This is a genomic window from Pseudomonas sp. RHF3.3-3 (genome assembly GCF_048069595.1).
Classification (GTDB): Bacteria; Pseudomonadota; Gammaproteobacteria; order Pseudomonadales; family Pseudomonadaceae; genus Aquipseudomonas; species Aquipseudomonas fuscovaginae_B.
This window is the reverse complement of record NZ_CP182250.1, coordinates 5081892-5107210: the sequence shown is the minus strand read 5'-3', so window position 1 is coordinate 5107210 and position 25319 is coordinate 5081892. Positions and strand designations below refer to the sequence as shown.

The following is a 25319-nucleotide window of genomic DNA, read 5'->3' as shown; positions in this document are numbered from 1 at the left end:
CGGAACAGCATCAGAACTCGCTCCAGCCCCCACCCACGGCCTTGTACAGGGCGATACTCGCCTGCAGGCGGCTCAGCCGCAACTGCACGTTCAGGTCTTCGGCGGCGTACAGCGTACGTTGGGTTTCCAGCACGGTCAGCAGGTCGGCGGCGCCCGCCCGGTAGCGGCTTTGGGACAGCTCGAAGGCGGCCTTGGCCTGCCGCAGTTCCTCTTCCTGCCACTGGCGTTGCTGGTCCAGGCGCTCGATGCTGTTGAGCGCCTTCTCGACATCGGCAAAGCCATTGATGATCGCCCCGCGATAGCTTTCCAGCAGTTCCTCTTCACGGGCCGTGGCCTTGTCCCGTTGCGCCCGCAGGCGACCGTGGTTGAACACCGGTGCGACCAGTCCGGCGGTCAGGTTGTAGAACGGCGTGCGCAGGGCCTCGGAGGCTTCGCTCGACTCCGAGCCCAGGCGGGCGCTCAAGGTCAGCTTCGGCAGCAGCGCCGCCCGTGCCACCTTGACGTCGGCCTGGGCCGCCGCCAACTGGGCCTCGGCGCGGGCGATGTCCGGACGGCGGCTGAGCAGCTCGCTGGGCAGGCCGGCATCGATCCGCGGCCAGCCCAGGCTGGAGAAGGGCAGGCTGCCGATCTTCAGGGCCTGCACCGGTTGGCCGAGCAGGGCGGCCAGGCTGATCAGCGATTCCCCGGCCTGTTGCTGGATCAGCGGCAACTGGCGCTGCTGGGCGGCAACCAGGCTTTTCTGCTGGGCCAGCTCCAGGGCGGTGGCCGAGCCCGAGTCGTAACGGGTCTGCACCAGCTTGAGCACGCTCTGGGCATTGACCAGGTTCAGTTCGGCGATGCGCAACTGCTCGCGGGCGGACAGGGTGCGGGCGTACTGGTCGGCGACGCCGCCGAGCAGGGTCAGTTCCACCGTGGCCCGGTCGAACTCGCTGGCGCGCAGGCTCTGCAGGGCGCTGTCGCGGCTGGCGGCCAGCCCGCCCCAGAAGTCCACCTCGTAGGTGGCGCTGAGGCCGGCACCGAAGCTCTTGCTGTTGTTGTCGCTGTCGGCGGTGCCGTGCAGCAGCTTGTTGCGGCTGGCGTCCAGGTTCAGGTCGACCTGTGGCAGCAGCGGGGCGCCGGCGATCACCGCGCTGGCCCGGGCCTGGCGCACCCGTGCCGCGGCGGCGGCGATGTCGTGGCTGCCCAGGCGCGCCTGGTCGATCAGTTGGTCGAGTTCGGGGCTGCCAAACTGTCGCCACCATTGGCGATGATCCTGTTGCAGTGCCGAGCGTTGGGCGAACTGCCAGGCGGCGGGCGGCACCAGGCCGCTGTCCGGATGGGGCGCGGGGCCGCTGCAGGCATTGAGCAGCAGGCACACCGTAAGCAGGGAGAGTTGCGGCTTCATAGATCGATCATTCACTGGTAAGGGCTGCCACCGGATCGAGCCGGGCGGCTTTGCGGGCCGGCATGAAGCCGAAGATCACCCCGGTGACCAGGGCACAGGCGAAGGCTCCGGTCACGGCGGCCAGGGAGAAGGCCACGGCGACCTTGCTCAGTATCAGGATGCCGCCGACGCCCAGGGCCAGCACCACGCCGGCCAGGCCGCCGACTACCGAGAGCATCACCGCTTCGGTGAGGAACTGGCGCAGGATGTCCCGCTGGCGGGCGCCGGTGGCCATGCGAATGCCGATTTCCCGGGTGCGTTCGCGGACGGTCATGAGCATGATGTTCATCACGCCGATCCCGCCCACCAGCAGCGAGATGGCGGCAATCGAGCCGAGCATCAGCGACAGGGTGTTCTGGGTCCGGGCTTCGGCCTGGATCATTGCCGCGTTATTGGTCAGGCGGAAGTCGCGGCGGCCGTTGTGCAGGGTCATCATCACCTGGTCGATGGCGCGCTCGGCGTCCCTGACGTTGCGTCCGTCGCTGGTGGCGATGGCCACGTACTCCGGGTTGCGGGTGCCGAACAGGCGGACGCTGGCGGCGGAGTAGGGAATCGCCACCCGCTCGTCGCTGTCGGTCTCGCCGGAGGTGGCGCCTTTTTCCTGGAGCACGCCCACCACCTGGAACGGTACGTTCTCGATCAGCAGGTACTGGCCGATGGGTGTGGGCAGGTGGGCGAACAGCTTTTCGCGAATCTTGTGGCCGATCACCGCCACCGCCGCGCCGCTTCTGGCATCGTCCTGGGTGAAATAGCTGCCTTCGACCACCGGCCAGTTGAAGATCGCCGGGAACTGGGTGTCGTTGCCGCCGACATAGGCGTTGTGGTCCAGATTGCCGAAACGGACCGTGGCGTCATTGCCGTTGACCGGCATGATCATTTTCACCTGGGGCAGCGCCGACAGCGCCGCCACGTCGTCCAGGGTGATGATGCCCAGTGGCGCACGGGGCGCGGGAGCGGAACCGCTCAGGTAGATGATGTTGGAGCCGAAGGCGCCCATCTGGGCGATGACCTGGCGCTTGCTGCCTTCGCCCACCGCCAGCATGACCACCACCGAGGCGACGCCGATGACGATGCCGAGCAGGGTCAGGGCCGTGCGGAAGCGGTTGATCCACATCACCCGCCAGGCGGCCTGCACAGCCTCGAGCAGTTCGCTTTTCCAGGCACCGTTGTACTCGCTGCCGTCGCTCAGGCGCTGGCGCAGGTCCACGGCCTGCAGGGAGCCGGGGGTGGCAGTGGCAGGGGTGGCGTCGGCCTGGGTGGCGCTGTCGCTGATGATCAGCCCGTCGCGGATTTCGATGATGCGCTTGGCGCGGGCGGCGACCTCCCGGTCGTGGGTGATCAGGATCACCACGTGGCCCTGGCTCGCCAGTTCGTCGAGCAGGGTCATCACCTCGGCCCCGCTATGGCTGTCGAGGGCGCCGGTGGGTTCGTCGGCGAGAATGATATGGCCGCCGTTCATCAGGGCACGGGCGATCGACACCCGTTGCTGCTGGCCGCCGGACAACTGGTGCGGGCGATTGCCGCGGCGGCTGGCCAGGCCCAGGCGGTCGAGCAGGGCGGCGGCCCGGGCATGGCGCTCGGCCGCCGGAGTGCCCGCGTAGATGGCCGGCATCTCGACGTTTTCCTGGGCCGAGCCGGAGGGGATCAGGTGATAGCCCTGGAACACGAAGCCGAAGGCCTCGCGGCGCAGCCAGGCCAGTTCGTCGGTGTCGAGTTCGGCCACCGGCTCGCCGGCGAAGCGGTAGCTGCCGGAGGTGGGGCGGTCGAGGCAGCCGAGAATGTTCATCAGGGTCGACTTGCCCGAGCCCGAGGCACCCACGATGGCGACGAACTCGCCGGCATGGATCGACAGGTCGATGCCGCGCAATACGTCCACCCGTGGGCTGTCTTCGCCACCGTAGGATTTACGGATGTCCTGCAGTTCGATCAGTGGCGTTTGCATTCAGCCTCCGCTACCGACGGCCGGGCCGATCAGCAGATGGTCGCCCTCGGCCAGGCCGTCGAGCACCTGTATGCGCAGGCGGTCGCTGATGCCGGTGCGCACTTCACGGGTCTCGATCCGGCCCTCCGGGGTGACGACCCTGGCGGTCTGCCGATGGGGCTCGTCGCCACCCTGCAGGGCGGCGATCGGTGCGGTGAGGACGTTCTGCGCGCGATCGGCGACGAAGAATACCTGGGTGGTCATTTCCGCCATCAGGGCCTGGTCGGCGTTATCGACATCCAGCAGCACGGTATACAGCACCACCCGTGCGGCACCGCTCTTGCTGCTGCCGCTGGGGCTGTTGCTGCCGCTCTGGCTGGACTGTTCCAGGGGCTTGGGCGGTACCGGCAGGATCTGCCGCACGGTGCTGCTCCAGCGCCGGTTGCCACCGCTGAGGGTGGTGAAGTAGGCGTTCATGCCCGGTTTGACGTGACCGATGTCGGCTTCGGAGACTTCGGCCCAGACGGTCATCGGCGACAGCTTGGCGATGCGCAGGATCAGCGGCGTCTGCTGCTGGGCATTGAGGGTCTGGCCCTCGCGGGCATCGAGGGCGACCACGGTGCCGGCCATGGGGGCGTAGATGCGGGTGTAGCCCAGTTCCGCCTCGGCACTGCGCAGGCTGGCCTGGGCCTGGAGGATCTGCGCCTGGAACATGTCGATGCGCGCCTGGGTGGTGCGCATCTCGGCCTGGGCGCTCTGGATGTCCTCGACCCGGGTGGCGCCGCCGGCATTGAGCTGCAACTGGCGCTGGTATTTCTGCCGGGCCAGGTCATGCAGGGCACGCTGCTCCTGGAGCTGGGCCCTGAGGTTTTCGATGGAGTAGCGGCCCGCGTCGAGCCTGGCCTTCTGCGTCGATGGATCGATCTCGACCAGCAACTGGCCCTCCTTGACCGGGTCGCCGACCTCGACGTGAATCTTGTGGATCTGCCCGGAGGCCTGGGCGCCGACATCGACGTAACGGCGCGGTTGCAGGGTGCCGAGGGCGGTCACGCTGCTTTCTATGTCACCACGATTGACCGTGACGGTGGCGAAACTGTCGCGCCCCGGCGGCAGGATCTGCCAGGTGGCGAAGGCAATGACAGGGATCAGGCAGAGCGAGACAAGCAGGGCGCGTCGGGTGCGTCGAGGACGTTTCATGCAGGGTTCCAGCCGATGGAAGATCGATCCGTGATCACGCCAGCGGGCTGTTTCCGGCTGCTGGCAGGGACACGGGAGATTTCAGTTAGACGAGAAGCCCGGTTGCGAATTTAAGTCTTTGTCCGGCCCTGTTTTTCCAGACATTTCAGGCTTTTGCCCGGGAACACTTTAAATCTATATGAGAATTACTATAAATTACATCTTTTCAAACTGCCATCATCGAGCCCTGGCCGCCGATGGCTCAGGGACAGGCCCGCCGAGCGTGCGGACAGGAGTCATGTTGGAAAACTACTACCGCGAGCTGGTGTGTTTCCTCAATGCGAAACTGGGCAACCGTCAGGTTGTCGAGGATGTGGTGCATGATGCCTATTTACGCGTGCTGGAGCGCTCCAGCGATACTCCGATCGAACAGCCGCGGGCCTTCCTCTATCGCACGGCGATGAACCTGATGATCGACGACCATCGGCGCAATGCCGTGCGCCAGAACGAGCCTTTGGCGGTGCTCGATACCGATGAGCGGTTTTTCAGTCCTTCGCCACAGACCGCACTGGACCATGACCTGCGCCTGCACATGCTGCAACGTGCCCTGGCCGAGCTGCCGCGCCTGTGCCGCGACAGTTTCATGCTGCGCAAGCTGGAGGGCCTGTCGCACCCGGAGATCGCCGAACGCCTGAACATCTCCCGCAGCCTGGTGGAAAAGCACATCGTCAACGCGATGAAACACTGCCGTGCCCGTATGCGCCAGTGGGACTGTGAATGAGGCCGGGCGGCCCGAACCTGAACCCTTCCTGAAGAACTTTCCGGTAGCGCTGCGAAACACTTTGTTACCGTTTACGCTGCAAATGTCGAAGTGTAAGCTTCGCGCGTTTTCATCCATTGCGGAGGCCCATGTGGGTACTTGTTCGAGTGACAGTAGTCGGCCGGTTCCGATGACCGGCATATTCTCGGCAAGATAACGCGCAGTCTCTCCCTGCCGTTGTCTCGCCCGAAAGCGAGAAGCGGCATCCCGATCACGCCCCTGGTGGCGGTATCCCGAAGTCCCTTTTCCCGACACTGAACAGCCTGTGATGCGGCCCCCGTGGCCCGTCGCGACGCTATCGACGCGCCCGGCGTTTGTGCCAGGCGGCCGGCCGTGCCTGTCCCATCCGGGGCAATGCACGCTGGCGGTAACCCGCCTGCGGACTCTGCTCGCAAGATCAACGTCGCCCGTGCTCCTGCCGTTGCAGGAGCCGGGCCGGTGGTACGGGAGGCAGCCCCATGAAACTCACCCTGTTGAAAGAATTCTTTGCCGGTTTCCTGCGGACCCGGCACTTCGCCCGGCACTTCCGCCGCCTGGCCCTGCTCGAAAGCATGACCGACGCGACGGTCAGCCGCGAGGTCCCGCCGACCCTGGCGCAGACCCTGGTGGCGGCGGCCAACGATCATCCCCAGGGACTGATGGAGCGCCTCGGTGCCCATGCCGACGGCTTGAGCGAAGCCCAGGCCCAGGTCCTGCGCGAGCAGTTCGGGCTCAACGAGGTCGAGCATGAGCAGCCGCTGCCGTGGTGGATGCACCTGTGGCACTGCTACAAGAACCCCTTCAACCTGCTGCTGACCCTGCTGGCGCTGATCTCCTGGCTGACCGATGACCTCAAGGCCGCCACGGTGATTTTCTCCATGGTGGTGCTCTCGACCCTGCTGCGCTTCTGGCAGGAAGCCAAGTCGAACAAGGCCGCCGATGCCCTCAAGGCCATGGTCAGCAACACCGCGACGGTCATGCGCCGGGATTTCGCCGCGGACACCACGCCGGTGTTCGGCAAGTTCCATGCGGCCAGCGCACAGGTGCAAGGTGCCCAGCGCATCGAGTTGCCGATCCGCCAACTGGTACCGGGCGACCTGATCGTGCTCTCGGCCGGCGACATGATTCCCGCCGACTGCCGGGTACTGACCGCCAAGGACCTGTTCGTCAGCCAGGCGGCGATGACCGGCGAGTCGATGCCGGTGGAGAAGTTCGTCCGCCAGATCGACCCCAGCGCCACCAACCCGCTGGATCTGGACAACATCCTGTTCATGGGCACCAACGTGGTCTCCGGGGCCGCCACCGCGGTGGTGCTGACCACCGGCAACAATACCTATTTCGGCGCCCTGGCCCAGCGGGTCAGCGCCACCGACCGTGCGCCGACCTCGTTCCAGCACGGTGTCAACAAGGTCAGCTGGCTGCTGATCCGCTTCATGTTCGTGATGGCGCCGCTGGTGCTGTTCATCAATGGCTTCACCAAGGGCGACTGGATGGAGGCGCTGCTGTTCGCGCTGTCGATCGCCGTCGGCCTGACCCCGGAAATGCTGCCGATGATCGTCACTTCGACCCTGGCCAAGGGCGCGGTGTTTCTGTCGCGCAAGAAGGTCATCGTCAAGCGCCTGGACGCGATCCAGAACTTCGGCGCCATGGACGTGCTGTGCACCGACAAGACCGGCACCCTGACCCAGGACAAGATTTTCCTGGCCCGCCATGTCGACGTCTGGGGCGAGGAGTCCGAGGACGTGCTGGAAATGGCCTACCTCAACAGCTACTACCAGACCGGCTTGAAGAACCTGCTGGACGTCGCCGTGCTCGAGCACGTCGAGATCGACCGCGAGCTGCAGGTCGGCACCGCGTTCCAGAAGGTCGACGAGATTCCGTTCGACTTCAACCGCCGGCGCATGTCGGTGGTGGTGGCCGAGCAGAACTGTCCGCACCTGCTGATCTGCAAGGGCGCGGTGGAGGAAGTGTTGTCGGTGTGCACCCGGGTTCGCCACGGCGAAGCCGAGGTGGCGCTGAGCGACGAACTGCTGGCGCGGATTCGCCAGGTCACCGCGGCCTTCAACGAGGAGGGCCTGCGGGTGGTGGCGGTTGCCGCGCGCTCCATGGAAGCCGGGAGCGACGTCTACAGCCTGGCGGACGAGCAGGACCTGACCCTGATCGGCTACGTGGCCTTCCTCGACCCGCCCAAGGAAAGCACCGCGCCGGCCCTGCGCGCGCTGGCCGAACATGGTGTCGCGGTGAAGGTGCTGACCGGTGACAACGAACTGGTCACCGCCAAGATCTGCCGTGAGGTCGGCCTGGAGCAGCAGGGCCTGCTGATGGGCAACGACATCGAGCGCATGAGCGACAAGCAGTTGGCCAAGGCGATCGAGACCACCAACGTGTTCGCCAAGCTGACCCCGTCGCACAAGGAACGCATCGTCCGCCTGCTCAAGGCCAACGGCCATGTGGTCGGTTTCATGGGCGACGGCATCAACGACGCACCGGCCCTGCGCACCGCCGATATCGGGATCTCGGTGGACAGCGCGGTGGACATCGCCAAGGAAGCGGCCGACATCATCCTGCTGGAAAAGAGCCTGATGGTGCTGGAGGAGGGCGTGCTCGAAGGGCGGCGGACCTTCGCCAACATGCTCAAGTACATCAAGATGACCGCCAGCTCGAACTTCGGCAACGTGTTCTCGGTGCTGGTGGCCAGTGCCTTCATTCCGTTCCTGCCGATGCTGCCGATGCACCTGCTGGTACAGAACCTGCTCTACGACATTTCGCAGATCGCCATCCCCTTCGACAATGTCGACGAGGACCTGCTACGCAAGCCGCAGCGCTGGCAGCCGGCGGACGTCGGGCGTTTCATGTTCTTCTTCGGGCCGATCAGTTCGATCTTTGACATAACCACGTTCGCCTTGATGTGGTATGTCTTCGATGCCAACACCCCGGATCACCAGACGCTGTTCCAGTCGGGCTGGTTCGTGGTCGGCCTGCTGACCCAGACGCTGATCGTGCACATGATCCGCACACCGAAGATTCCGTTCCTGCAAAGCCGCGCGGCGATGCCGCTGATGGTGATGACCGGGATCATCATGGCGGTGGGGATCTTCCTGCCGATGGGTCCGCTGGCGCACTACTTCAAACTGCAGGCGTTGCCGTCGCTGTACTTCGTGTTCCTGCCGGCGATCCTGCTGGCGTACATGGCGCTGACGCAGGCGGTGAAGGGCTTCTACAGCCGGCGGTTCGGTTGGCAGTGATCCGCGTATCGACCCTGGAGTGAATGGATGAAGGCCCTGGACAACATCAACCTCGACTCGCTGACCGACACCCTGGTCAGCCTCGGTGCGGCCTTCATCCTCGGCGGCCTGATCGGCTTCGAGCGCCAGTACCGGCAGCGTACCGCCGGCCTGCGCACCAACGTGCTGGTGGCGGTCGGCGCGGCGATCTTCGTCGACATGGCCAACCGTCTCGGCGGCGCCGAAGGCGCGGTGCGGGTGGTCGCCTATGTGGTGTCCGGCATCGGCTTTCTCGGGGCCGGGGTGATCATGCGCGAGGAGGGCAACGTCCGCGGCCTGAACACCGCAGCCACCCTGTGGGGCTCGGCAGCAGTCGGTGCCTGTGCCGGGGCCGACCTGATCCTCGAAGCGCTGCTCGGCACCCTGTTCGTGCTGGCGGCGAACACCCTGCTGCGGCCGATCGTCAACTACATCAACCGCCAGCCGCTGGACGTGGTCTCGGCGGAAGTCACCTACATCCTCTACCTGACCGCCCTGCGGGCCGAGCAGAAGGTCGTGCTGTCGCTGCTGGAGAAGGAACTGGAGCGCAGCAACTACCCGGCCAGCGACGTCGAGGTACGCACGGTCGGCGACGACGAAGTGGAGATCGAGGCGACCCTGGCGGCCACCTCGATCGATGGCGACGAACTGGATGCGCTGGTGGCGCGGTTGTCGACCTCCAGCCGGGTGCAGCAGGCGTTCTGGAGTCCAAGCACCACCGATTGAACCGCATCTACCGTTGCGGCAGCCTGGTCTTGGGATTATTCCTACATATCTCGCCGGCCCCGCTCGCTAAAGTGCGCGATCCGTCCGGTTGGCCCTTGAGGTCGCCAGGGGACGTGCCAAGGCAGGTTTTCGAGAACTTTCCTACACTTGAGTTCGTTGGATCCCTTTCTCTTTCGATCGATGCAAGCACGTACCTGTCTCAAGCAGTGGCCGGCGTACTTCTCAAGGATTTGCGATGCGTACAGCACTGATTGTGGACGATCACCCGTTCGTTCGCCTGGCTATCAAGATATTGCTGGAGAAACTCGACTACGAGGTGCTCGCCGAGGCCGACAACGGCGTCGATGCGGTGCAGCGGGCGCGAGAACTGGAACCGCAGTTGATCGTGATGGACCTGAACATTCCCCGCCTCGATGGCCTGGAAGTCATCACCCGTATCAGCGCGCTGGGACTGCCCTGCAGGATCGTGGTGCTGACCGAGCAATCGCCGGAGTTCTACTCCGAGCGCTGCATGCGCGCCGGTGCCCTGGGCTATGTCTCCAAGACCGCCGAACTCGATGAGTTGCAACTGGCGGTGCGGGCGGTGATGCTCAACAAGAGTTTCTTCCCCCGTCTCGAAGATCACGGGCGCATGGCCGCCCATGTCAACGAAACCGAGGCACGCCAGATCGAGAACCTCAGCAATCGCGAACTGAGCATCCTGCGCTACATCGCCCGCGGCATGAAGAACAAGGAGATCAGCGAGCTGATGCTGCTCAGCGACAAGACCGTGAGCACCTACAAGACCCGGCTGATCGACAAGCTGAACCTGAAGTCGGTGGTCGCGCTGGCGGAGTTCGCCAAGCGCAACCAGTTGCTCTGAGGCTCAGTCCCAGGCCGGGGCGAGGCCGGCCGGGCTGGTCAGGCGGTGGCCGCGTTCCAGGCCGGCGATCAGCGCCATGTCGTCGTCGCTCAGGCGCAGCTCGCGGGCCTTGAGGTTGCTGGCCAGGTTCTCGCGTCGGGTCGAGGAGGGGATCACCGCGTAGCCCAGTTGCATGGCCCAGGCCAGGGTTACCTGGGCCGGGGTGGCCTGGTGCCGTTCGGCGATCTGCTGGATGACCGGGTCCTTGAGCACTTCACCGTAGGCCAGGGTCATGTACGAGGTGATCCGGATACCCTGGCTCCGGGCGAACTCGACGACCTTGCGGTTCTGCAGGTAGGGGTGCAGTTCGATCTGGTTGGTGGCGATCTGTTCGGCACCGACGGCGGCGATGGCCTGTTGCATCAGGTCGATGGTGAAGTTGGAGATACCGATCTGGCGGGTCAGGCCCAACTCCTTGGCCTCCAGCAGGGCGGCCATGAATTCGGCGACCGGTACTTCATCCGCGGGCGATGGCCAGTGGATCAGGGTCAGGTCGAGGTAATCGGTACCGAGTTTGCGCAGGCTGTCCCGGAGGCTGGGGATCAGCTTGTCCTGGGCGAAGTTGGCGACCCAGATCTTGCTGGTGATGAACAGCTCGTCGCGGGCCACGCCGCTGGCGGCGATGGCCTGGCCGACTTCGGCTTCGTTCTCGTAGATCTGGGCGGTATCGATGACCCGGTAGCCCAGCTCGAGGGCGGTCTTCACCGAATCGATGACGACCTGGCCCTGCAGGCGGAAGGTACCGAGACCAAAGGCGGGAATGGACATGCTTGACTCCTGGAATGAGGGGGAATGGGCAGGAGTATCCCGGTCCTCATCTTTGAGAAAAATAGGGAGTCAAGCAAAGGAATCTTTACCGGTAATCACGAATAGGCGGTCACTCCTCCAGCGCCTCGGCCTCTGTGTAACTGAGCAGATCGCCCGGCTGGCAGTCGAGAAAGGCGCAGATCGCTTCCAGCGTCGAGAGACGGAAGCCCTTCACCTTGCCTTGCTTGAGCAGTGACAGATTCTGTTCGGTGATGCCGATGGCGGCGGCCAGGTCCTTGGACTTGACCTTGCGCTGGGCGAGCATGACATCCAGTTTTATTTCGATTGGCATCGTTGGGTCCTAGACAAACTGCTGGTTTTCACGGGCCAGCGAGCAGGCATTGTAGAGAATCTTCGCAATCAGCGTGATCGAGGCGGCGAGAAACAGGGCGACCAACTGCGCCGAGCTGAAGCCCAGGGTCAGCATGCGCTGGCCTGCCGGCAGCAGGAAGGTCATCCACACGCTCAAGGCCGGCTCCAGCAACAGGCTGCCCAGTACCCAGTAGGCGACGCTCTTGCCGAGCTTGCCCAGGTGTTCGGCAGAACCGGCCGAAAAGTAATCGCCACGGCTGTAGGCCTGGAACAGGCTGCGCAGGGCCAGCAGCCCTCGTGCCAGGACCAGCAACGGGATGCTCGACAGCAGGATGCAGCCGGCGACCTGCCATGACGGCATGTCGGCAACGCTGGTGTTGTAGCGGGTGGCCAGCAGCCCCAGGTTGAAGCCGATGCCGTAGTCGCTGACCAGGCTGGGGTAGAACCAGCAGGCGATATTGGCCAGCAGCATGGCAATGATCAGCAGCAGAGTGGCGTGGGCAAGGAGCCGGCTGTGGTTGGACAGGCGATCGAGAGTCATGACACGTCCTTTGTAAGATCGATGATTTGCAAGGATGAACGCCCGAAGCGGGCGGCGTGAAATGAATATATTGCAGTAATTATTTACTGTAAAACGATAATTTTATCCGTTTGTAACTGATTTATTGTCCGTTGGGTCAAGCCAGGCCACGGAGCTGACCGTTCCCTTGAGGGAGCGGTCGGACCGATTTCCGCTCGTTCCACGCGGCGCGTGGGAACGCCTGCGGTGACGCACCGTGGCACAGGCACCCGCACGCAATCTCAGCCCGGCACCCGCACCTCAACCGCGTGTTCCGTGCGCCCCAGTACCAGGCTGCACAGCGCCGGCAGGAACAGCAGGGTCAGCAGGGTGCCCACCAGCACGCCACCGATCAGCACGTAGGCCAGCGACGACCAGAACACCGAGAGTGTCAGCGGGATGAATGCCAGGGCCGCTGCCAGCGCGGTGAGTACCACCGGCCGCGTCCGGCGCACCGTGGCCTCGACGATCGCCTCGTTGATCGCCATGCCCTGTTCCCGGTTCTGGCGGATCTGGTCGGTGAAGATCAGGGTGTTGCGCATCAGGATCCCGCCAATCCCGATCAATCCGAGGATGGCGTTGAAGCCGAACGGCTGGTTGAACAGCAACAGCGCCGGCATTGCTCCGATCAGCCCCAGGGGCGCCGTGGCGAAGACCATGAACATCACGCCGAACGAGCGCACCTGGAACATGATCACCAGCAGGGTCAGCAGGATCATGATCGGGAACAGGGCCGCCAGGGCCACGTTGGCCTTTACGCTTTCTTCCACGGGTCCGGCGATCACCACCTTGTAGCCGGCCGGCAGTTTCGCCAGCAGCGGCTGCAGGTCGGCCCATACCGCCAGTTCGACGTCCGGCGGCTGGCTGCCATCGACGATATCGGCGCGCACCTCGAAGGTGCTGGCGCGGTTGCGCCGCTTGAGGATCGGGTCTTCCATCACCGCCTGGAAATGCCCGACCTGTGACAGCGGCAGCGACTCGCCGGCACTGTTGGTCAGGGTCATGTTGGCCAGGTTGCCGAGGTCTTCGCGCTGGTCGCCGCGCGAACGCGCCACCACCGACACCACTCGCGTGCCTTCACGTACTTCGGTGATCGGGTTGCCGCGCAGCAGGGCGTTGAGCTGTGATTTCACCTGGTCCGGAGTGAAACCCAGCAGGCGCAGGCGGTCCTGATCCAGCACCAGGCGATAGGCGCTGGTGCGCTCGCCCCAGTCGACGAAGGTATCGCGGGTCAGCCGGTTCGCTGCCACGACCTGCCTGACCTGTTCGGTCACGCCACGCAGCACCTCGATATCGGGTCCCGAGACCCGGAACACCACCGGGAAGGGGACCGGCGGGCCGAACACCAATTGAGTGACCCGTACCCGTGCCGAAGGAAAGGCCCCGGCGGCAATCCGTTCGCGCATCTTCCGTTTCAGCGTCTCTCTGGCATGGGCATCGGCGGTCTGCACGATGAGCTTGGCAAAGGCCGGATCCGGCAACTCGGGGTTCAGCGACAGGAAGAAGCGCGGCGCACCACCCCCGACGTAACTGTCCACCAGCAGGGTTTCCGGTTCGGCCAGCAGGGCCTTCTCCACCTGGGCGGTGACCGCTTCGGTACTCTTGAAGGCGCTGCCCGGCGGCAGATAGACCTCAAGGATCAGCTCCGAACGATCGGAGTTGGGGAAGAACTGCTTTTTCACCACGCCCATGCCCAGTCCGCAGAGGACAAAGGCGCTCACCACCAGCGCGGTAACCCGCCAGCGATGGCGCACGCAATGTTCCACCAGGACACGCAGGCGCCGATACCAGCGGCCGTCGTACAAAGCCTCGTGACCGCCGGCCAGCGGCTTGATGGCCGGCAGCAGTTTGACCCCCAGGTAGGGCGTGAAGACCACTGCCACCAGCCACGAGGCGATGAGCGCGAAGCCGACGATCCAGAAGATGTTGCCGGCGTATTCGCCGGCACCGGAGCGGGCGAAGCCCACCGGCAGGAAGCCGATGATGGTCACCAGGGTCCCGGTCAGCATCGGCGCGGCGGTCGAACTCCAGGCAAAGGTCGCGGCATGCAGGCGGTCGAAGCCTTCCTCGAGCTTCACCACCATCATCTCGATGGCGATGATCGCGTCGTCCACCAGCAGGCCGAGCGAGATGATCAGGGCACCGAGGGTGATCCGGTCGAACTCGCGGCCGGTCAGCAGCATGACCACGAAGACGATCGACAGCGTCAGCGGCACGGCGGCGGCCACCACCAGGCCTACCCGGAAACCCAGGGCCAGCAGGCTGATCAGCATCACCACGGCAAGGGCGACGAAGAACTTCAACATGAACTCATTCACTGCCAGGCGGATGTTCTTCGCCTGGTCGGAGACCTTGTCGAAGCGCACGCCCAAGGGCAGTTCGGCCTTGATCCGGGCTTCCTCGGCCTGCAGGGACTTGTCCAGCTCCAGGCCGTTCCAGTGTTTCTCCATGATCACGCCGAGCATCAGTGCCGGGTCACCCTGGTGGCGAATCCGATAGCCGGGCGGGTCTTCATAGCCCCGGGTCACACTGGCCACATCGGCGATGCGCAGTACCTTGCCGTTCGCCACCAACGGCACGTTCTCGATCAGGGCAAGGCTGTCGAAGGCGCCGTCGACACGGATATAGGCCCGGGCCCCGGCGGTCTCGGCAAAGCCCGCAGGCGTGACAGCGTTCTGCGCGGCGAGGGCGGCGAAGATCTGCTCCGGCTTGACGCCCAGGGTCGCCAGGCGTTCGTAGGAAAATTCCACGAAGATCCGCTGGGCCTGTTCGCCGAGAATATTGACCTTCTTCACCCCTGGCAGGTCGAGCAGGGCCTGGCGCAGGTCCTCGGCCATCCGCACCTGCTGGCGGTGCGGCAGATCGCGGGCTTCGAGGGCGTAGAGGGCGAAGTAGACGTCCGAATACTCGTCGTTGAAGAGCGGTCCGACCACTCCCTTGGGCAGCTTCGCCGCTTCGTCGCCGAGTTTCTTGCGGGCCTGGTAGAACAACTCCTGGATCTGGCTGGGAGGCGTGGAGTCGAGAAAGCTGACTTTCAGCGAGACGAAACCGGGCTGGGCGATGGTCTCGACCCGATCATAGAAGTCCAGTTCCTGAAGGCGCTTCTCCAGGGGATCGGCCACCTGCTCCTGCATTTCCCGGGCGGTGGCGCCAGGCCAGGCGGCGGTCACGGTCATGATCTTGACCGTGAACGAGGGGTCTTCCGAGCGGCCCAGCTTGCCGAAGGCGAAGACGCCGGCGGCCATGATGGCGAGGATCAGAAACAGCGTCACGGCACCGTGACGAACGGCCAGTTGCGAGAGATTGAGGCCACGCATGTCAGTGATCCTGTATCGGGGAGGATGCTCGGTTCAGCGCCAGCGATTGGGCATCCGGGACCCGCACCTGCTCTGCGGGGTGCAGCAGGTGCGCGCCGAGGGCGACGATCAGTTGGCCGGGACTGACTCCGCCGTCGAGCACGGCGTATTCCTGGCCGAGGCTGGCAACCTGTACGGGGACGAAGCTGACCCGGTTGTCGTTGCCGATCAGCCACACTCCGCTGCCGGTACCGGGATCGTGCAGGGCGCCGATGGGGACGCGGGTCTGTTCGGCGGCGGCACTGGACAGGCGAACGGTGATGGTCGAGCCGATGGCGAAACGTTCGGCCTGGCCGTCGAGCACATAGCGGGCCCGAAAGGTTCGGGTGCTGGGATCAGCCGCTGCCGAGAGCTCGCGCAAACGGGCCTCAACCGCCTGTTCCGGAGCACCGAAGGGAAATGCCCGGGCCGGGTTGGCGGCCAGGTTGCGCTGGTTTTCCGGCAGGTTGATCACGGCTTCGCGGGCACCGTCCTGGGCCAGACGGGCGACCACCTGCCCCTCGGCGACCACTTGGCCGCGATCGACGCGAACCTCGGTGATCACCCCGTCGCCGTCTGCCCTGAGCACCGAATAGGTCCGGCGATTTTCGATCTGCCGGGCGTCGGAGTCGGCCGAGGCCATCTCCGCCTCGGCCACCCGCAGGTTGGTCGCGGCCTGGTCGAAGATCTGCCGTGATACGGCCCCGGTGGTAGCCAGGCGCTGATAGCGCTCGGCATCGTCACGGCGCTGGCGCAGTTGCGCCTGGGCGGCGACCACACGGTTCCTCGCGCCCTTGAGCGCCAGATCGAAGTCCTGGACATCCAGCACCAGCAGGGTATCGCCCTTGCGCACACGCTGGCCGGGATCGACGCGGCGCTCCATGACCTTGCCACTCACCCGGAAGCCCAGGTCGCTTTCGGTACGTGCGGCAACCACGCCGGTATAGGCATTGTCCTGCTGGTTGGCCGGCTCTACCCGGGCGGCCAGCACCACCCGTGGAGGGGCCGCGCCGAGCTGAGAGTCGGCCTGGCTGTTGCAGCCGCCGAGCAGGATCAGCAGCACCAGCGCGGGGAGGTGGGAAAACCATCGGGCCAGCATGATGTCGCGAATGGGTGGCTGCATGGTGCACCTCGATCGTGGGAGTAAATATTATGTGTGTAATATTTTATATATTATGAGTGTAATGTAAATATGGCCAGCCTTGCCTTGTCCATGGCGCAGCCCAAGGCGTTGCGGCCGTGCCGATCCGGCTTGGCGTTCGGCGGTTGCGGTCGTTCCATGGTTGGGACGATGAGGTTGATTTTTACGGACTACCGCTAAAAACGCGGCGAATCTAAGCTATGCCCCATGACTTGATGGAGGCGTCCATGAAAAAGATTCTTGGTATTTACACCAGCCCGCGTGGCCACTGGGTCGGCGACGGTTTTCCGGTGCGCACCCTGTTTTCCTACGATGGCCTCGGCCAGAAGATCAGTCCGTTCCTGATGCTCGATCACGCGGGCCCGGCCGAATTCACCCCGACCACCGAACGTCGCGGCGTCGGTCAGCACCCCCACCGCGGTTTCGAAACCGTGACCATCGTCTATGACGGCGAAGTCGAGCACCGCGATTCCACCGGTGCCGGCGGCATCATCGGGCCGGGCGACGTGCAATGGATGACCGCGGCGGCGGGGATCATTCACGAGGAGTTCCATTCCGAAGCCTTTGCCCGCCGTGGCGGCCGGCTGGAAATGGTCCAGCTCTGGGTCAACCTGCCGGCGCGCGACAAGTCGGCACCGGCCGGCTACCAGGGCATCCTCGACCGCGACATTCCGAACATCGCCCTCGGGGACGGTGCCGGTCGCCTGCGTCTGATCGCCGGTGAGTTCGACGGCCAGCGCGGCCCGGCACGGACCTTCACGCCGATCGATGTCTGGGACATTCGCCTGGCGGGCGGCAAGGTGCTGAACCTCGACCTGCACGCCGGCCACAACACGGTGCTGGTGCTGCTGCGCGGCAGTGTGCAGGTCAACGGCGAGGCGCAGGCGGGCGCCGGGCAACTGGTGGTGCTCGAACAGGCCGGCGAACGCCTGCAACTGCAGGCCGATGCCGACGCCATGCTGCTGTTGCTCAGCGGCGAGCCGATCGACGAACCGATCGTCGGCCACGGCCCGTTCGTGATGAACACCGAGGCGGAAATCCACCAGGCCTTCGTCGATTTCCACAGCGGTCGTTTCGGCCGCATGGATGACTGAAGGCAGGCTGTGAGCCGTGGGTGAAAGCGGGCTATCCTTGGCACCTGCAGCTGTCCAGCTGTTTCCGGAGCCGTGCGATGCCTGACCTGTTCACCCAACACCCCCTGCTGTCCGAACACCCGCTGCTGTGCGCGCTGTTCCTGCTGGTGATCGACCTGCTGCTGTGGCGCCTGCTCGGCACGCGCAGCAGCAACTGGAAGCTGGTGGTGCGCCTGACCGTGTTTTCGCTGTACAGCCTGGTGCTGTTCAACGAAGGCATGAATCCGATGCAGATCGCGCCCTGGCCCGAGGATATCTCCCGGCACCTGGCCGCCACCGGCCTGCAGATCGGCTGGTGGCTGTTCGGTGCACGGACCCTGACGGTACTGGTCGGCACGGTGATGATGCAGCGGGTCGGGCATGCCGGGCGACTGCTGCAGGACGTGCTGGGGGCGATCATCTTCCTGATCGCGATCATCGCGGCGGCGGCCTATGTGCTCGATCTGCCGGTCAAGGGCGTGCTGGCGACCTCCGGGGCGTTCGCGATCATCGTCGGCCTGGCGTTGCAGAGCACCCTCAGCGACGTGTTTTCCGGCATCGTGCTCAACACCACCAAGCCCTACCAGGTCGATGACTGGATCTCCATCGACGGCACCGAGGGTCGGGTGGTCGATATCGACTGGCGTGCCACCCGCCTGCAGACCTCCCAGGGCAGCCTGGCGGTGGTGCCCAACTCCCTGGCGGCGAAAGCGCGGATCATCAACTTCAGCCGGCCCAGCGATGTACACGGCCTGGCCATCAGCCTGCAGGTCAGCCCGCATGTGCGGCCCCATGTGGTGATCGACGCCCTGGAGCGGGCGGTGCTCGGTTGTCGGGCGCTGTTGACGACGCCGGCGCCGAGCGTGGCGCTCAAGAGTTCCAGTGCGACGGGCGTCGAATACGAAATCAGCGGTTTCGTCAGCGCCATGGGGCTCAAGCGCGAGGTGCGCAATCAGCTGTTCGACCTGGCGTTCCGCCATTTGCAGGCGTCGGGGGTAAGCCTGCTGTCCACGGTGGAGAGTGCCTTGCCGAGTTCGACGTCGCGCCCGCGGGCGCTGCTGGAAAGTTCGCCGATCTTCTCGACGCTGCGTTCCGAGGAGAAGGAGACCTTCAGCCAGAACATGGTCCCGCAGCTGTTTCGCGCGGGCAGCGTGATCCTGCCGCGGGGCGAGGTCAGCGACCATCTGTTCATTATCGAGTCGGGCGTGGTGTCGGTGACGCTGTTGCGCGGCGACAAGCCCGTGGAGGCGGCGCGGATGGGGCCGGGGGAGGTGATCGGCGAAGCCGGGATCCTCGCCGAGCAGGGGATGCCGGCGGACTTCACGGCCAAGACCGATTGCCTGCTGTACCGGATCGAGAAGGAATACCTCAAGCCGTGCCTGGATGCCCGGCATGATATCGGCGAGGCGATGCGCAGCCTGCTCGATCACCGCCTGCATGCGGCGCAGAACTTTACCCGCGAGGTGCCCAAGCCGGAGGTCAAGCGTGGGTTCATGCAGTGGCTGCGTAGCCGTGGACTTTAGGGAAGAGGGATATCGCTTTCGCGGATGAATCCGGCTCCCACAGGTTCAGGCACAGTTTTCAATATTGTGCATGACACAGACATGTGAGAGCCGGATTTATCCGCGAAGCAGGCGCCGCGGTCGATCAGAAATCCACCGTCGCCGAGACTTTCAGGGTTCGCGGCGTCCCCTGGGTCAGGTACCCGCCGTTGGCCGAAGCCCAGTAGGCGGTATTGGCCACGTTCTCCAGGTTGGCCCGCAGGGTGACTTCCTTCTCATCCAGCTTGAAGCGATAGCGCGAGCCCAGGTCGAAACGGTTCCAGCTCGGCAGGCTCAGTGTGTTGCTGGCGTTCGCATACTGCCCGCCGGTGCGCAGCATCCGTGCGCTCAGAGCCGCGCCCTCGATACCCGGTACGTCCCAGTCGGCGCCCAGGTTGAACTGGAAGCTCGGCACGCCGATCGCGCGGTTGCCATCGTTGGTGCCGTTGAGGGTGCCGGTCAGCTCGGTTTTCATCACCGTTGCACCGCCCAGCAGGCGCAGGCCCGGCAGCGGTTCGCCGAACAGGTTCAGTTCGACGCCCTTGTTGATCTGCTCACCCTCGACCCGGAAGATCCGGTCGGAACCGGTGTAGCTGGACGGCTGTTCGATGCGATAGACGCCGAGGCTGCCACCGTAGCTGTCCATGTCCAGGCGCACACCTGCCTCGACCTGTTTGCTGCGCACCGGCGCAAAGGTCTCGGTGCTGTTGATCGCGGTAGTGGGGGCTGACGGCCCCTTGGCCAGGCCTTCGATACGGTTGGCGTAGAACGACACATGTTCCCAGGGTTTGATCACCAGCCCATAGACCGGTGTCGTGATCGACTCGTCGTAGCTGGCGTTATGCACGCCGGTGACGGTGTTCCAGCCATTGACCACGATGGACTGGCGGCGCGCCCCGACGGTCAACAGCACGCGGTCATCGAGAAAACCCAGGGTGTCGGCCACCGCCGTGCTGCGGATCTGGTTCCTGCCGACCACCCGCGGATCGTGGATGTCGCTGCCGAATGAGGTCGCCACCGGCCGTGGACGCGGCACCGCATCGTAGATGTTGTTGTAGTAGCGCCCGGCGCTGGCGATGTTCTCATAGGCCGAGCGTTGTTCACCCCACATCCCGGCCAGGCCGAAGCTCAGTTGATGACTGACCGGGCCGGTCTGCACGCGGCCGTTGAGCCCGGCCATCAGGCTCCGGTTGTCCTCGGTGTGGGGCGCGTAGAGCATACCGCCGCGGGCGTTGCCGGCGGTGTCGGTGAGGGTCAGCGAGGAGTACACGCCGTTCTCCCGGGTGTACTTGGCGCCACCGGCGACGTAGCCGGTCCAGTTGTCGTTGAAGTCATATTCGGCACGGGCCATGCCGAAGGTGTCTTCCAATTGTGAATAACTCCAGGACTGGGCGTAGTTGTCCTTGGCCGACGGCGCGTGGGGTACCTTGTTCAGGCTGGAGTCGAGGTAGATCACCGGCCGGCCCTGATTGATCACCTGCTTCTGGTAGCCGATATCCGCCGACAGCCGCAGGCGTTCGCCGCGATAGTCCAGGCCGAGGGTGGCGAGGGTCGAGCGTCGGTCTTCGTCGTCGATCCCGGAATCGCCCTCGCGTTGCAACAGGTTCAGGCGTGCGCCGAAACGGTTGTCCTCACCGAAGCGCTGGCCCAGGTCGACATGCGCACCGGCACGCCCCGAGCCGCCGGCATCGAGGGTGACGCTGCGGGTCGGGGTGTCCCCGGCGCGCTTGGGCTGCAGGTTGACCCCGCCGCCGATACCGCTACCTCCGGGGGTGACGCCATTGATGAAAGCGTTCGGGCCCTTGAACAGTTCGACCCGTTCCAGCGCCTCGGTGGCGATGATCTGCCGGGGCAGAACGCCGTACAGGCCGTTATAGGAGATATCGTCGCCGTTGAGCGGCAGGCCGCGGATCATGAACACCTGGGAGAAGTTGCCGAAGCCTGCGGACTGACGCACCGAGGCGTCGTTGAGCAGCACATCGCCGACGGTCTGTGCCTGTTGGTCACGCAGGGTCTGCGCGGTGTAGCTGGTGACGCTGAAGGGCACGTCCTGCACCGACTGGGTGCCGAGCATCCCCAGGCGGGCGCTGCGGGCCACCTGGCCACCGCTGTAGATATCGGCGTCTTCGGCGGACTGGCCGCTGATGTTGGTCGCCCCCAGTTCCAGGGCGCCATTGGCCTCGACATGGGGAGCGAGGGTGTAGCCGTTGCCGCCGCTGCTGATCAGATCGAAGCCGCTGCCTTGCAGCAGGTGCTGGAAGCCTTCGAGCACGCCGTAGCTGCCGTTGAGTCCGGGGCTCTGGCGGTTGCCCAGCAGCGCCGGGTCGAACGACAGCGGCACGCCGGCGCTGACGGCGAACTGCGCCAGCACCTGGTGCAGTGGGCCGGGGGCGATGGCGTAGGGGCGCACGGTATTTTCGGCGGCGACTTCAGCGGCGTGGCTGGCGGAGGGCAGGGTGACACCGAGCGTCAGGCCGAGGGCCAGGGTCAGCGCCTGCAGCGGCAGGCGGGGTGTCAGCGGGTGGTGCCTGGAGGTCATCGAACAGTCCTGTCGGAAGCGTGGAAACGCAAGGGGTTATCCACACACCGGACGAGAGTGGAAAAGGTATCAGTTCAGGGGAGATTTTTTCTGGGGAGGAGCGGTGTTCTGTCCGCGAAGGGACTCTACTCAGGCCCGGCCCTCGACCGACACCCAGTACCGGGTCAACCGGCTGACCTTCAAGGGCAGGGTGTTCTGCAGCAATTGTAGGCTCGAATCGGTGTCCTTCAGCGAAAATGCCCCGGATACCCGCAACTCGGCCACCGCCGACTGGCAGCGCAATACGCCTGGCCGGTAACGCCCCAGTTCCTGCAGCACCTGCGCCAGGCGCATGTTGCGCGCCAGCAGCATGCCGCGGTCCCAGGTGAGGCTGGCGATATCGAAGTTCTCCAGCGGTTCGATACGGCTGTGCTGCAGGCCTGCCCGTTGCCCGACCTGCAACGTCGAACCGGGCCCGCCGACCTGGGTCTTCAATTCCACCGCTCCTTCGAGCACCGCAACCTCGCTGCGCTGCCCGTCGATCCTGACGTTGAAACGGGTGCCTAGTGCCCGCGCGGTTCCCTGAGGGGTCTCGACGATGAAGGGGCGATGGGTGGGCGCCGGGTCGCGGGCGGTGCTGACCAGGATCTCGCCGCTCAGCAGGATCAGCCGACGTTCCTGGCTGCTGAAGGCGATATCCAGTGAACTGTCGGTATTGAGCAGCACCTGGCTGCCATCGGCCAGGGTCAGGGTTTTCTGCTCGCCGACGGCGGTGCGCTGGTCGGCGGTCCACTGCTCCCAAGTGCCACGTTGCCAGGTCACGCCGATGGGGGCGGCCAGCAGTAACAGGCCGATGCGGTTCAGCACCTGGCGACGACCAAGGCCCTGCTGGCGCTCGACGCGCTTGAGGGTGTCCCTGACGATCCCGGCCGGCACGTTGCGAAAGTCGCCCAGTACCGCCTCGGCCCGTTGCCAGGCCTGGGCATGCTCGGCACTGCGCTGGCGCCACTGTTCGATGGCCAGGCGATCGGCCGCCGTCGCCGTACCGGAGTGCAACTGCACCAGCCAGTCGGCCGCCTCGCCGAGGATATGCGGGTTGATCGGCGCCTGGCTCATCAGGCGACGCTCAGGCAGGCGATGAACGCATCGCGCATGTAGCGCTTGACGCTGATCAGCGAGACGCCCAGGCGCTCGGCGATCTGCCCGTAGGTCAGGCCCTCGATCTGCGACAGCAGGAACGCCTCACGGGTCTTGCGCGGCATTTCCCGCAGCAGTGCCTCGATCCGCCACAGGGTCTCGAGGATCAGCAGGCGGGTTTCCGGCGAGGGCACCTCCTGGGTTGGCAGGTGGGCGATGGTCTCCAGATAGGCCCGCTCGACTTCCTGGCGGCGCCAGCGATCGATCACCAGGCCCTTGGCGATGTGCGTCAGCAGGGCCCGCGGCTCGCTGCCCAGCGAGCGTGCGGCAGGGCGGCTGAGCAGGCGCAGGAAGGTGTCGTGGGCCAGGTCCGCGGCATCGCAGCTGTTACCCAGCTTGCGCTGGAGCCAGCCATGCAGCCAGCCGTGATGCTCGCTGTAGAGCGTATGAATATGCGGGTGAGGGGCTGACGACATGGCACCGACTGCTCGCAGGGCGGCATCCTGCATGAATGTAATTAAGAATTGATCGCATTCTAGCGGTGTGCACCCGGCGCTGGCAATTGCGCCGTGTCAGCTATTGCCAGGAGCGGCTGTCTTGCGAAAGCCCTGCAACTTGAGTGGTCAGCCATGCTGACCTATATTGGTTCCCTTTTTGCTGCGATATCAGATCAAGGAACAATCATGATGGGTAAGCGCGAAATCGGTGGTGAACGATCCCGGATCGGGCAGCCAGCGGAAGAGGGCATACGCCTCTGTGAGTTCAAGATAGATAATTTCAAATCCCTTGTCGGCTTTGAGATGCATTTGGCGAATTTCACTTGCTTGATCGGGCTGAACGGTGCTGGAAAGTCAACGATCCTGCAGGCACTGGATTTCCTCTCTCAACAAATCAAGGGAGACTTATCCGGCTGGCTGAAAAAGCGCGAGTGGAAACCGATCGACCTGAAATCCAAGTTGAGCAAGAGTAGCAACATAAAATTTGAGGTCGTTTTTGAAGTCGATGGTGAACGTGCGCTGTGGAAAGCAAGTTTTAACCGCACCTTTCTACGCTGCACAGAAGAGTTATGGCAAATCGATGAAAACCTTCTCTTGGTTGAGGATGGGCGCTTGTCTACCCACGAGAAAAAGGGCAATACAGCGACTGGTAGCAGTGGGTCGATCAATTTCGAATACCAGGGGTCGGTCCTTTCCGCTCTGAAGGAGACCAGCTTGCCGCCGGCAATCCTGAAGCTCAAGAAGTTCGTTTCTACCATCACCTCTCTGGATGCGTTGTCTCCCCAGTATCTGCGCAAACAGGCACGAGGAAGCGACGGCGACCTGGGATTTGCTGGAGAGAAACTTTCCGCGTTCATCCATCAGTTGGCGCCCAGCGAACTGGACTCCCTGCTGACAATGTTGAAGAAAAACTATCCGAAACTTCAGTCAATTGAGCTCAAGTCCTTGAACTCTGGCTGGAAGTCCCTGGCTATACAGGAAACCTACAGCACTGGAACATTCAGCACTCACGCCCGGCACATGAACGACGGCATGCTGCGTTTGATGGCGATACTGGCCGAAACTTTGTCCAGTCACGGTTTCATGCTGTTTGACGAAGTAGAGAACGGTATAAATCCGGAACTGATCGAGTTTTTGCTGGATTATCTGGTAAGCATTGATCGGCAGGTCATGGTCACTACCCATAGCCCGATGATTCTCAATTATCTCGAAGATGATGTTGCCCGCGAAGGGGTCCGGTTTATCTATAAGACTGACGATGGCAGAACGCGGACTATCCCTTTCTTTTCCATTCCCTCTGTGGCGGAAAAGCTCACTGTCATGGGGCCTGGAGAGGTATTTGTTGATACCGATCTGGTGCGTCTGCCTCAGGAAATCGGGCGTTTGGTCGCGAGGTAGTAGGGATGTTGCTTCTGGTCAGTGGAGAAGGGCCATCGGATATAGGTCGTCAGTCTCCCGGTGAAGAAGGGTTCGAGTTTTCCCCAGGGCCGATGTGTCTGATTCTGGATCTGCTGATCGAGAGACTGATGGGGTATTCATTGTTCGACTACCAAGGTGTGCAGTTCATCCATAAGTCTCAACTGGTTGCCGTGGAGCCCAAGCATCATGGTCGCCGGTTCTCGGCGCCAGGCAAGGGTAAATCCAAAGAGACGGGCTATTACTACGAAAATGCTCGGCGGCTTGCACTCAAGGCTGTTGCTCTGGCTCAGGAAAGCAGTGACGTGGTCGTCCCGGTTTTGTTTCGAGATGCTGATGGTACGCAGTCTTCAGATCGAGGAGAGTGGTCGGCAAAATGGCAATCCATGATCAAGGGTTTTGAAGCGGGTGGCTCATCACTGGGTGTTCCTATGTTGCCCAAGCCCAAGTCGGAAGCCTGGTTGTTATGCGCATTTCGAGAACCTAACTATCAGCATTGCGCGGCGCTGGAACAGGCATCGGGTAATGATGACTCTCCAGATTCGCTCAAATCTCAGCTTGAACGGGTGCGCAACGGTTTATCGTCGGCCGCTGATATCAATGATGCGATACGTAATGGTGAAGTGGACCCTCACCGGATCGCGATGGATAGCTTCAATCTCTTCCGAAACCGGCTGAGTGAGGTGATCCATCAGGTTATTGCTCCGGCTGTAGCTGGAGCGCCACCTGCATAGC

General features: G+C 64.0%; 19 protein-coding genes. 8 read left to right on the top strand and 11 right to left on the bottom strand.

Annotated elements, in window-relative coordinates; genetic code table 11:
- Positions 1-10: 10 nt before the first annotated feature.
- From ACMGT0_RS22365 to ACMGT0_RS22355, 3 genes are read right to left on the bottom strand one after another with little or no spacing between them, the layout of a single operon-like run.
- Positions 11-1384 (bottom strand): efflux transporter outer membrane subunit, encoded by a 1374-nt coding sequence (locus ACMGT0_RS22365; RefSeq protein WP_416769829.1) that lies wholly within the window; start codon positions 1382-1384, stop codon positions 11-13.
- Positions 1385-1391: 7 nt separating this feature from the next.
- Positions 1392-3365, bottom strand: a complete 1974-nt coding sequence (locus tag ACMGT0_RS22360) for a MacB family efflux pump subunit (protein ID WP_054062855.1) — start codon at positions 3363-3365, stop codon at positions 1392-1394.
- Positions 3366-4541: an efflux RND transporter periplasmic adaptor subunit gene (locus ACMGT0_RS22355; protein WP_054056553.1), complete on the bottom strand. Its 1176-nt coding sequence runs from the start codon at positions 4539-4541 to the stop codon at positions 3366-3368.
- A gap of 277 nt (positions 4542-4818) precedes the next feature.
- Here ACMGT0_RS22355 and ACMGT0_RS22350 point away from each other — a divergent pair, with 277 nt between their 5' ends.
- From ACMGT0_RS22350 to ACMGT0_RS22335, 4 genes are all read left to right on the top strand, one after another.
- Positions 4819-5301, top strand: a complete 483-nt coding sequence (locus ACMGT0_RS22350) for a sigma-70 family RNA polymerase sigma factor (RefSeq protein ID WP_054062853.1) — start codon at positions 4819-4821, stop codon at positions 5299-5301.
- 497 nt (positions 5302-5798) lie between these two features.
- On the top strand, positions 5799-8564 hold the full coding sequence (mgtA, locus tag ACMGT0_RS22345) for a magnesium-translocating P-type ATPase (RefSeq protein WP_416769827.1): 2766 nt from the start codon (positions 5799-5801) through the stop codon (positions 8562-8564).
- A gap of 27 nt (positions 8565-8591) precedes the next feature.
- The gene (locus tag ACMGT0_RS22340) at positions 8592-9308 is read left to right on the top strand and encodes an MgtC/SapB family protein (protein ID WP_054056556.1); all 717 of its coding nucleotides are present in this window, start codon (positions 8592-8594) and stop codon (positions 9306-9308) included.
- A 235-nt stretch (positions 9309-9543) separates the two neighbouring features.
- Positions 9544-10170: a response regulator gene (locus ACMGT0_RS22335; protein WP_416769824.1), complete on the top strand. Its 627-nt coding sequence runs from the start codon at positions 9544-9546 to the stop codon at positions 10168-10170.
- 3 nt (positions 10171-10173) lie between these two features.
- Here the strand turns inward: ACMGT0_RS22335 and dkgB are convergent, their stop codons facing one another.
- The 5 genes from dkgB to ACMGT0_RS22310 all read right to left on the bottom strand — a co-directional run bounded on the left by dkgB (position 10174) and on the right by ACMGT0_RS22310 (position 16345).
- The gene (gene dkgB / locus ACMGT0_RS22330) at positions 10174-10977 is read right to left on the bottom strand and encodes a 2,5-didehydrogluconate reductase DkgB (protein WP_416769822.1); all 804 of its coding nucleotides are present in this window, start codon (positions 10975-10977) and stop codon (positions 10174-10176) included.
- Between the two features lie 109 nt (positions 10978-11086).
- Positions 11087-11308 (bottom strand): helix-turn-helix domain-containing protein, encoded by a 222-nt coding sequence (locus ACMGT0_RS22325; protein WP_416769821.1) that lies wholly within the window; start codon positions 11306-11308, stop codon positions 11087-11089.
- A gap of 9 nt (positions 11309-11317) precedes the next feature.
- Positions 11318-11869: a DUF2975 domain-containing protein gene (locus ACMGT0_RS22320; RefSeq protein ID WP_416769819.1), complete on the bottom strand. Its 552-nt coding sequence runs from the start codon at positions 11867-11869 to the stop codon at positions 11318-11320.
- Between the two features lie 260 nt (positions 11870-12129).
- Positions 12130-15204, bottom strand: a complete 3075-nt coding sequence (locus ACMGT0_RS22315) for an efflux RND transporter permease subunit (RefSeq protein WP_416769817.1) — start codon at positions 15202-15204, stop codon at positions 12130-12132.
- 1 nt (position 15205) lies between these two features.
- Positions 15206-16345, bottom strand: coding sequence for an efflux RND transporter periplasmic adaptor subunit (locus tag ACMGT0_RS22310; RefSeq protein ID WP_239687882.1), 1140 nt, complete (start codon positions 16343-16345; stop codon positions 15206-15208).
- A gap of 245 nt (positions 16346-16590) precedes the next feature.
- Between ACMGT0_RS22310 and ACMGT0_RS22305 the strand changes: the two genes are divergently transcribed.
- Together ACMGT0_RS22305 and ACMGT0_RS22300 are read left to right on the top strand one after the other, a co-directional pair.
- The gene (locus ACMGT0_RS22305; RefSeq protein ID WP_054056560.1) at positions 16591-17457 is read left to right on the top strand and encodes a pirin family protein; all 867 of its coding nucleotides are present in this window, start codon (positions 16591-16593) and stop codon (positions 17455-17457) included.
- 77 nt (positions 17458-17534) lie between these two features.
- Positions 17535-18998: a mechanosensitive ion channel domain-containing protein gene (locus tag ACMGT0_RS22300; RefSeq protein ID WP_054056561.1), complete on the top strand. Its 1464-nt coding sequence runs from the start codon at positions 17535-17537 to the stop codon at positions 18996-18998.
- A gap of 124 nt (positions 18999-19122) precedes the next feature.
- On the opposite strand, the gene ACMGT0_RS22295 is transcribed toward ACMGT0_RS22300, so the two are convergent.
- The 3 genes from ACMGT0_RS22295 to ACMGT0_RS22285 all read right to left on the bottom strand — a co-directional run bounded on the left by ACMGT0_RS22295 (position 19123) and on the right by ACMGT0_RS22285 (position 23147).
- Positions 19123-21555: a TonB-dependent receptor gene (locus ACMGT0_RS22295; protein ID WP_054056562.1), complete on the bottom strand. Its 2433-nt coding sequence runs from the start codon at positions 21553-21555 to the stop codon at positions 19123-19125.
- 129 nt (positions 21556-21684) lie between these two features.
- On the bottom strand, positions 21685-22650 hold the full coding sequence (locus ACMGT0_RS22290) for a FecR domain-containing protein (protein WP_054056563.1): 966 nt from the start codon (positions 22648-22650) through the stop codon (positions 21685-21687).
- On the bottom strand, positions 22650-23147 hold the full coding sequence (locus tag ACMGT0_RS22285) for a sigma-70 family RNA polymerase sigma factor (RefSeq protein ID WP_054056571.1): 498 nt from the start codon (positions 23145-23147) through the stop codon (positions 22650-22652). The genes ACMGT0_RS22290 and ACMGT0_RS22285 overlap by 1 nt, the downstream gene beginning before the upstream one ends.
- Before the next feature lie 153 nt (positions 23148-23300).
- Between ACMGT0_RS22285 and ACMGT0_RS22280 the strand changes: the two genes are divergently transcribed.
- On the top strand, positions 23301-24566 hold the full coding sequence (locus tag ACMGT0_RS22280; RefSeq protein ID WP_239687883.1) for an AAA family ATPase: 1266 nt from the start codon (positions 23301-23303) through the stop codon (positions 24564-24566).
- Positions 24567-24571: 5 nt separating this feature from the next.
- Entirely contained in the window at positions 24572-25318 is a 747-nt protein-coding gene (locus tag ACMGT0_RS22275; protein WP_054056565.1) for a hypothetical protein, read from the top strand.
- Position 25319: the final 1 nt, after the last annotated feature.